General features: G+C 70.7%; 7 protein-coding genes. 3 read left to right on the top strand and 4 right to left on the bottom strand.

What is annotated here, in order from left to right; all coding sequences use genetic code 11:
- Positions 1 to 705: 705 nt before the first annotated feature.
- Both CHB94_RS26485 and CHB94_RS23905 read right to left on the bottom strand, forming a co-directional pair.
- Positions 706 to 837 carry a hypothetical protein gene (locus CHB94_RS26485; RefSeq protein ID WP_254920882.1) on the bottom strand — a complete coding sequence of 44 codons (132 nt, stop codon included), beginning with the start codon at positions 835 to 837 and terminating at the stop codon, positions 706 to 708.
- A 53-nt stretch (positions 838 to 890) separates the two neighbouring features.
- Positions 891 to 2,174, bottom strand: a complete 1,284-nt coding sequence (locus CHB94_RS23905; RefSeq protein WP_254920881.1) for a PP2C family protein-serine/threonine phosphatase — start codon at positions 2,172 to 2,174, stop codon at positions 891 to 893.
- Positions 2,175 to 2,566: 392 nt separating this feature from the next.
- Between CHB94_RS23905 and CHB94_RS23900 the strand changes: the two genes are divergently transcribed.
- Together CHB94_RS23900 and CHB94_RS23895 are read left to right on the top strand one after the other, a co-directional pair.
- Positions 2,567 to 3,307 (top strand): GAF and ANTAR domain-containing protein, encoded by a 741-nt coding sequence (locus CHB94_RS23900; protein WP_089339045.1) that lies wholly within the window; start codon positions 2,567 to 2,569, stop codon positions 3,305 to 3,307.
- A gap of 9 nt (positions 3,308 to 3,316) precedes the next feature.
- Entirely contained in the window at positions 3,317 to 4,063 is a 747-nt protein-coding gene (locus CHB94_RS23895) for a cyclase family protein (RefSeq protein ID WP_176445734.1), read from the top strand.
- A gap of 651 nt (positions 4,064 to 4,714) precedes the next feature.
- Here CHB94_RS23895 and CHB94_RS23890 read toward each other — a convergent pair.
- Both CHB94_RS23890 and CHB94_RS23885 read right to left on the bottom strand, forming a co-directional pair.
- Positions 4,715 to 6,292 (bottom strand): cryptochrome/photolyase family protein, encoded by a 1,578-nt coding sequence (locus tag CHB94_RS23890; protein ID WP_089339043.1) that lies wholly within the window; start codon positions 6,290 to 6,292, stop codon positions 4,715 to 4,717.
- A 220-nt stretch (positions 6,293 to 6,512) separates the two neighbouring features.
- Complete coding sequence (locus CHB94_RS23885) at positions 6,513 to 6,929, bottom strand: PIN domain-containing protein (protein ID WP_217899493.1); 417 nt, start codon at positions 6,927 to 6,929, stop codon at positions 6,513 to 6,515.
- A gap of 732 nt (positions 6,930 to 7,661) precedes the next feature.
- Between CHB94_RS23885 and CHB94_RS23875 the strand changes: the two genes are divergently transcribed.
- Entirely contained in the window at positions 7,662 to 8,285 is a 624-nt protein-coding gene (locus CHB94_RS23875) for a malonic semialdehyde reductase (RefSeq protein WP_089339040.1), read from the top strand.
- The last annotated feature ends 444 nt before the right edge of the window (positions 8,286 to 8,729 follow it).

The raw sequence follows: 8,729 nt of genomic DNA, 5'->3' as shown, positions 1-8,729 counted from the left end.
GGACGACGGCACGCACCTGCGCCGACCGCTCCACGAGCGCCCGACACACCGCGGCACCCACCAATCCGTTCGCACCGGTCACCACGACGACGGAAAAGGGAGTGGCCATGCCGTCCACACTGCCAGCGACCACCAGACGACGCCCGCTGCGAGGCACGTCGCAGCGTCGGGGTGCTCCGGAGCCCGACGGCCGGCCCCCGCGAGCAGCGTCCCCACCCCCGCGCCGAAGGCGTCCGCGAGGGATTCCTGCTCCGTCCACGAAGACGAGGTCTTCATCCGGGTCGTAGCGTCAGCCACACCGTGCTGAGGTCCACGGCCGACCGGCCCGACCAGACCTGCGCCGGCGTGTACGGATGCCAGCGTCTCGCTCCTCGAATACGGGACGACGAAGCCCCGGGTCGCTGGCCGGGGCCCTGTCACCGGCGTCAGCCGACAGGCCGGAGCCGTGTGCGTATGTGCCGTGTCGCCCCTCGGACACCGAGTTAAACCCCCACGGTCTTCAGACCGGCGGGGGTTCTGCCGTTTCTGGTGTCGGCAGCTGCCCTCGATGGCTGAAGGACGGTCCCGGCCGGCTGGCCACCTTCTCTGGTGCCCGTCGTCCCCGCGTAGGCAGGGGGCAATCGAGATGGGCAGTCCCGCTCAACTCACTCCATTCGCGGCCACGTGCGCGGCAGGCCACCCGCTCAGCACCCGCGCCACCAACCTTCAGCCGGGGTTCGCCGCATCGGAGGCGTCGTTCGCCGCCTCGCCCGACGGCGGTGTGCAGGAGCGGTCGGTCGCCGCCCGGCGGCCGGCCGAGCCACACCGCACATCGCCGCAGCCGTCGATCACCTGCACGGAGCGCACCTCAGCGTCCAGGTCGGCCATAGGTTGCGACCGCTGGCTGGACATCAGCCGGTGGGGGTCGCCTCGGGGATGTCGCGGTCGAGTTCGTCGTAGCGGGATGGGCCCTTCCACTCCAGGAGGAGGAGCGACGCGTCGTCACTGGTCCGGCCGGAGCGCGCGGCCATCAGCGCGTGCGAGAGCCGCCGCACCGACTCGGCGCAGGTCAGATCGGCCGCGGTCGTCTGCTCGATCAGCTCCCGCAACCGCTCCTCGCCGAACTGCTCGCCGTCGGGCAGCCGCTCCTCGACGACCCCGTCGGTGAAGAAGAGCACCCTGTCCCCCGGCTCTAGTTGGGCCGTCTGCACGATGGGCGTTCCGGCGCCGAAGCCGACCGGCCGGCTGACCGGCCCGGTGAGCTCACCCATCACCCGGCTGCCCCGGACCCACAGCGCAGGCGGGTGCCCGGCGTTGACCCAGCTGAGGATCCCGGTCTCGGTGTCCAGCCGGCCCAGCTGGGCGGTCGCAAACCGGCCCGGGAACGACGTGGCCACGGCCTGGTCCATCGCCGGGTACAGCTCGGTCAGCGGGAGGTCGGCCAGCCGCCCGTTCCGGTACGCGGCGATGATGACGGTGGCCATCGTGGCGGCCTCCAGGCCGTGGCCCATCGCGTCGAACACGGCGACGTGCAGCACGTGCTCGTTGAACGCGTAGTCGAAACTGTCGCCACCGACCTCGTAGGCGGGCTCGAGGCTCCCCGACAAGTCGAGGACCGGGGTGCTCATCGACAGCGGCGGCAGAAGTTGCCACTGCATGTGCGCGGACAGACTCAGCGGCCCGGCCGTGCGAACCCTGGTGAACGCGTCGGTGTAGCTGTCGTTGGTGACGATCATGTCGGCCACCAGGCCGGCCAGCCGCTGGGCGAGCTGCCGGTCGTAGTCCGTCAGCCGCGGGAGCGTGAAGCCGAGCACCCCCACTCGGTTGGAGCCGTCCAGCAGTGGCAGGTGCAGCCGGACCGAACCGTCAGCGAGCGGTTCCTCGACCGACTCCTCGGTGCTGAACGCCCGCCCGGCCACGCTGTCGTCGATGGGGAGCGGGTCGCCGACCAGGCCGGGCCCGGGCAGCGGCCGCAGCGTCAACTGCTCCAGGTCTTGCAGGTGGATGCTGACGTCGGTGGCCCCGGCGATCCGCGCTTCCTGGGCGATGAGCTGGCCGGCCAGCCGGGGTGCGATCAGGTGCACCCGGTCCAGTAGGGCACCAAGCAGCCGTTCCCCCACGCTCTCGGTTGCCGGCCGACCCTCGTCCCGGTCGGTGAAGCCCGCCTGCGGCTCCGTTCCCTCGCTTGCCGTCATCCTCACGATCATGAGCAGACACCGGCCGGGACAAACGCGCCGAGGGTCAGCCTGCTGTCGCACGCGCTGACCGGGCGGGTGATCCCCCAGCGGACGCTAGGAGCGAGTCGCTGCCTCACGCCGGGCGCATCACCGGGTTCGTCGGCGCAGCGATTCCGCCGGGGCAGCGTCAAAGCTCGAGCCGGCGCGGTGAGCTCGACCCCCGGTAGCCGCCTCGGCGGCGGGAGCGCGTAACCTCGATCGCAACTGGGGCCGTCGGCATCCGGCGTCCACGGGTCAGGCTTCGCCGGTTCACTGCAACTCCGACGAGCTGCCCTCGGTTCCTCGAGGGTGTGCAGCTCCGTCGTCGAGACACCTCTCGCCTTCGGCCCATATGACGGGTCCGGCACCACATGACCACCACAGCACTCTCCCCTGACCGCCCGTTCTCCGATCCGCGTGACGCGGTCGCCGAACTGGCTCGGCTCCCCTTCGACACCATGACGATGGACGCGATGCTCCAGCGCATCGCGGAACTCGCCAAGGAGCTCATCCCCGGCGTCGAGGATGCCTCGGTGACCCTGATCGTCGACGACAAGGCCTACACCGCCGCCTACACCGGCCGGCTCGCCCTCTGCCTCGACGAGGAGCAGTACGGTCGCGGCCAGGGGCCCTGCCTGGAAGCGGCCGTGGGTGAGGAGATGCGGGAGATCACCGACGCCCGCGGGGAGACGCGCTGGCCCGACTACGCCCGGAGCGCCGTCGAGCGCGGCTCGTTGAGCTCCCTCTCGGTCCCCCTGCCGGTGCGGGAAGGCATCCACGGCGGGCTCAACCTCTATGCGGTCGTCGCCGATGGGTTCGACGACGACGCGCGGCACGTCAGCCGCGCCTTCGCCTCCTATGCCGCCGTCGCAGTGCACAACATGCACCTCTACGCGAGCACCCGTGACCAAGCGGAGCACCTGAACACGGCCATGAAGACGCGGGCCGTCATCGAACAGGCCAAGGGCATCCTGATGAGCCAGCGCCGCTGCGACGCCGAGGCGGCCTTCGCCCTCCTCGCGGCCGCCTCACAGCGGTCCAACCGCAAACTGCGCGACATCGCTCAGGCGATCGTCGACGGAGTCACCGCCCCCGACGTCCGGCGGACCTGAGTGGCTCAGGTGACGCAGGACGCCGCAGGAGCTCCGCTGACCTTCGCCAAGCGGTTCGCCCGAGTCTCGCCAGCGGACCGGGCGGGTACCGCCGACCGGGTGACCCGCTACGTCGACGTGACCGTGCCGCTCGTCCCAGGCCTCGTCCCCCTGTACCCCGGCGACACCGACCTGTCGGTCCGCCGAGAGCAGCACCGGGCACACGGCGACCCCGCCAACGTGTCCTCGATGACCTGCTCGCTGCACTGCGGCACGCACGTCGACGCGCCGGTGCACTTCTTCGACGGGCAGTCCGGCGTCGACACCGTCCCGATCGGGACGCTGCTCGGGCCGGTGTGGGTAGCGGACGCCACGGGTGTGGACGGCGACATCGACGCTGCGGCGCTGAGCCGGCTGGCCATCCCCGACGGCGCGACGCGGATCCTGTTCCGGACCTCGAACTCAGAGTTGTGGAATGCCCCGAGATTCGTCGAGGAGTTCGTCTCCGTCACCCCGGACGCGGCGACCGTGCTGGCCGAGCGCGGTGTCGTGCTCGTCGGCATCGACTACTTGTCCATCGCGCCCTACCGGGACCCGGCGCCCACCCACGAGGCGTTACTGCGGGCCGGCGTCACCATCCTCGAGTCGCTGGACCTGCGGGCGGTCGAGCCCGGCTGGTGGACTCTGACCTGCCTTCCCCTGCGCATCCCGGGCGCCGACGGTGCCCCCGCGCGGGCCGTGCTCAGCCGGCCCTCGTCGCCTGACGGGGACCGGTGACGCGGGCGATGAGCCGTCGGGCCTCGCCACCACCGGCCGGACGTAGCAGGCACACCAGGCCGGTCACAACACCGTGCGTGGACCCGGTGCCAAGGGCACCCCCAAGGCGACCTTCCGCCGGCGAGAGTCCGCGGGATCTCCTATCCGGTTCCCCGTGTTGCACCGCCTCACCGCCAGGACCCGCGAGGCCGCAGGGCGCCTCCGGCGGCGGCCGGGCTTTCTCGCCGCCACACCCGCAGTCCGGTCCGCCCGATCCGTCTCCGACAGGGCTCGGGCCCCGGCGAAGCCGCTCGGGCGGACGGATTCCGCTTCGAGCATCCGCATTCCTCGGACGCCGACTCCGGCACGTCCAGGCCCGCGATCAGGCACGGCCGAGATGGTCCAGGGACAAGCCGGGGCCATGCCGGGAAGGTCTCGGCCGCCGAAGGCGTGTGCGTATGTAGCGTGTCGCCCCTCGGACACCGAGTTGAACTCTCTCGGCCACTGAGCCCGTGGGGGTTCTCCTTCTCCTGGCGCCGGACCAGCACACCTGCAACCGCCGCCGTCGCCAGCGGATCCTCGGCAGGCTCACGCCTGTCGAGTAGGAACCCACGAGCGGTCCCCCACGCCTTCTCCGCGAGGCGGCTGGCCGGTGGCGCCGTCGTCCGCTGACTACGGCGGCTTCGTGCCGCGGCGCTGCTCTCGCTCGACCACGGCCTCGAGGTCCGCGAGCCGGTCGAGGCCCTGCAGCGGCCGACGCATGCGGTGATTGCTCGCCAGCCGGTCGCGGGTGCGGTCGAGGAAGGCCCAGTAGCCCGCGGTGTAGGGGCAGGCGTCATCCCCGAGCCGCTTCCGTGGGTCGTAGCGGCAGCTGCCGCAGTAGTCGCTCATCCGGTCGATGTAGGCGCCGCTGGCGGCGTAGGGCTTGGTGGCGAGCACGCCGCCGTCGGCGTGCTGGCTCATTCCGACGACGTTGGCGACCATCACCCACTCGGAGCCGTCGACGAAGCTCTCGTGGAACCAGTCGGTCATCGCCGAGGGGTCGATGCCGCGCTGCAGCGCGTAGTTGCCGAGCACCATCAGGCGCGGGATGTAGTGCACCCAGCCGTCCCGGCGCAGGTCGCCCAGCACGTCGGAGAGGCAGGCGGCGTCGACCGCGGCGTCGTCGAGGCCGGCCAGCCAGTCCGGCACCGCCCGGTCGGCCGCCAGGAAGTTTCGGCTCCGGAAATCGCGGCCGAGGTGCCAGTACATGTGCCAGATGTAGTCGCGCCAGCCCATGACCTGCCGGACGAAGCCCTCGACGCTGTTGAGCGGCAGGGGTTTCCCGTCGGCGACGGAGTCGCGGTACCGCTGCTCGGCCTGGAGGACGACGTCGAGGGGGTCGAGCAGCCCGAGGTTGAACGCGGGCGAGAGCAGAGAATGGGCCAGCCACCGCTCGTCGCTCAGCATCGCGTCCTCGTGCGGGCCGAAGGCACCCAGGCGGAAGTCCAGGAAGTCACCCAGCCGGCGCAACGCCTCCTGCCGGGTCACCGGGAAGAGCCGCGGACCGTCGTCCCCGACGAAGGACATGTCGCCGGCGGCCTCCCAGCGGTCCAGGTCGGCGCGTACCTCCTCGTCGATCTCGTCCTCCTCCGGCCACCACGGCTCGGGTGCCGGGGAGCGACCGTCGGCGGGCGCCGGCTGCCGGTTCTCCTCGTCGAGGTTCCACCGGCCACCGACCGGGCGGGCGCCGTCCATGAGGACGTCGTGCCGCCGTCGGGCGTCGCGGTCGAAGTCCTCCATGACCAGCCGCTGCCGCCCCCGCCCGGCGGCCCAGGCCGCGAAGTCGGCTCGAGAACTCACGAAGCCGCGTGCGGCGAGCACCTGCACGTCCGGACGGGCGAGGACGAAATCGCGGCTACGCCACGAGGTCGGTGCGCACACGCTCAGTGGCTCCCCCACCCGGTCCAGCGCCTCGCCGTAGGTGCCGACCTGGTGGAAGTCGGCACGGTCGCCCAGCTCGGCGGCGCAGTGCCGGAGGGCCGAGAGCACCAGGTGCGCCTTCTGGCGATGAAAGCGACGGCGGGCGAACACGGCCCTGGACTCGATCAACAGCGCCGGCTGCTGCGGCCCGTCCAGGAAGTGCGGACCGAGCTGGTCGGCGAAGCACCAGCGCCGGGTTCCAGGTGCCCGATCCGGGAAGTCGGCCAGGGCAGGGTCCGAGCGGTGGCCGTCCGGCTCTCCCCCACGACCGGCCGCGCTCGCCGCCACCGGCCTCACCTCCCTGCGGACATCGTGAGGTGACCGATGGTCCGAGCGCGACTCGTGGTGCCGCTCATCACCGGAGGAGCGCCGCCGACCAGAGACTCGACCACCGTCGCGAAGGTGGCCTCGGCGCGTTACCGCGCTGCCCGGTCATGGCGGGAGGCGTGTGCGCATCTAGCAAGTCCCCCCTCGGACAACGCATGACGCACACCCGTCGGGTGTCCCGCTACACGCTTCCCCGTGGCAGGATCCACCGGTGCGCGAAGGTCAGGGCTTCGGCCGCGATCTCGAAGTCTGCGTCGTAGTGCAGGACAGTCATTCCGTGTTCGGCTGCCAGCACCGCAGTCAACAGATCCGCGATGCCCACCGCCCGGTGCCGCCCGGTGCGGGCCAGCAAGCGTTGCGCGTCGAAGGCACGTTGCCAATGTTCGTCGTCGGTAGGTAGGTACTCGTAGGCGGCACGGCGGTCGGCTCGGACCTGCTCGTACTCCCCCGAGCTGCGGGCGCTGTACAGGGCCTCGGCATCCAAAGTGGCGCAGGTCGCCACCAGCCCGCCGGTGATGAGCGGCTCCAGCCGCTCCGCGACGGCATCCAACCGCATCCGGGATGCCGCACTGGTGTCGATGAGGAAGCGGGCGATCACCGCCACACGTCAGCTCGCTGGGTAGGGTCCGCCATCACTTCAAGAGCACCCCCGCGGAGCCAGTCCACCTGCCGAGCCCGTGCGGCTGCGCTTGCGGCCTGCTGCAAGGCAGCGCGGACGGTGTCCGATATGCCGCTCGTGTTCAGCTCACGCTGCGCTTGAGCCAGCAACTCATCGTCAAGGTCGATCAACCGCTTCGTCACGAGACGCACCCTTTCACGCCGTATATATCAAGCCGGACGAAAGTATAGACAGGCGGAGCATCAGCGGCCCAGCCTTTCGACCCAGCCGCCAATGTGGCTCTTGGCCGGCGCCGTGACGGTCCGGATCGTGTGCGTGCGTAACGTGTCGCCCCTCGGACTCTCCTGTGAATCCGCCGCCGGACACCGCTCACACGGCGTCTCGCGACTTCCTTCCTCCCCGTGCTGTGCCGCCCCCTAGTACTAGGCGGAACACCGGCAGGACGGCGCCCGAAGCGATAGACGGCTCCCGGCCCAGACATTGTCTCGACGAGCACGTCGCTGCCTCCCCTGCGACAACGGGCCGTGCCCGAGGCCACCCTCTGGCACGTCCCTTTTCGGTTCCTCCGCCGGCGAGGAACCGCAGGTGAGCGGCAGCCGAACTGTCGCGTCACCGGGTCGACGGGTCCCGCTCGCATGCCGGTCCACGGGATGTGGCCGACGGCACCGCCACCCGAGGAATCCCTGGCAGCAGTCACGTATTCAACTAGTTGTGAACACAAGCCTTGACCTCCAGACCTCGGACGCGCTTGTCCTCGACGAGCACGCGCAGAAGCTGCTCTTCCGCGAGGCCCGCACGGCCAACGCGTTCACGGACGAGCCCGTCACCGACGAGCAGATCGCCGCGATCTACGAGCTCGTGAAGTGGGCTCCCACGTCGATGAACGCCCAGCCGCTGCGTGTCGTCGTCCTCCGCTCCGCCGAGGAGAAGGAGCGCCTCCTCCCCCATCTGGCCGAGGGCAACCGCGCGAAGACGGCGGCCGCGCCCGCCACCGCTCTTCTTGCTGCGGACGTCGATTTCCACGAGGAGTTTCCGCGAACCTTCCCCCACTTCCCCGGCGCCCGAGACATGTTCGCCGGCGATGAGGAGTCGCGCGTCCGAACGGCCGAGCTCAATGCTGGCCTCCAGGTGGGGTACGCGATCATCGGCGTGCGTGCGGCCGGCCTCGCGGCCGGCCCGATGACCGGCTTCGACGCCGACGCGATTGCTCGCGAGTTCTTTCCGGACGGCCGCCACCGGGTGCTCGTCGCCATCAATGTGGGCAAGCCCGCCGACAACGCGTGGATGGACCGCCTGCCCCGCCTCCCCTTCGACGAGGTCGTCACGGTTCTCTGACCCCGCGGGACGGGCGTGGCCCCGCGAGGGCCGCGCCCGTCGCCGTCATCGGCCGGCTATGGCTGTTACGGGTCCGGATGGCCTCACCAGAAGTTCTCCGGCCGCACTGCCCCTGGACCAACGGTGGTCGAGCGCTGCATCCGGCCCTTGGCCACCAAGTGGGCCCACTTCCGCGCCTCCGCCGACAACGACCAGCGCAGCGCTCCGGTGCGGACATGGCTCGAGCACTACAACCTCGAACACCACGACCCGGCATCGATGGCCGCTCACCCATCAGCCGCGTCACGAACGCTGCGGCGAAACATTCGTGTGCGTATGTAGCGTGTCGCCCCCGCCTCGGACACTCGATCCTGAGTTGGCTCACGGCGTCATGATGATCTCGTCGGCAGGTCGCTGAGCTGCGCGGATGCGCTGGATCGGGTGCTGTTTCACGCACTAACGGTG

This window comes from Blastococcus mobilis (assembly GCF_900188025.1).
GTDB lineage: Bacteria > Actinomycetota > Actinomycetes > Mycobacteriales > Geodermatophilaceae > Blastococcus_B > Blastococcus_B mobilis.
This window is presented reverse-complemented; position numbering and strand designations above follow the sequence as displayed.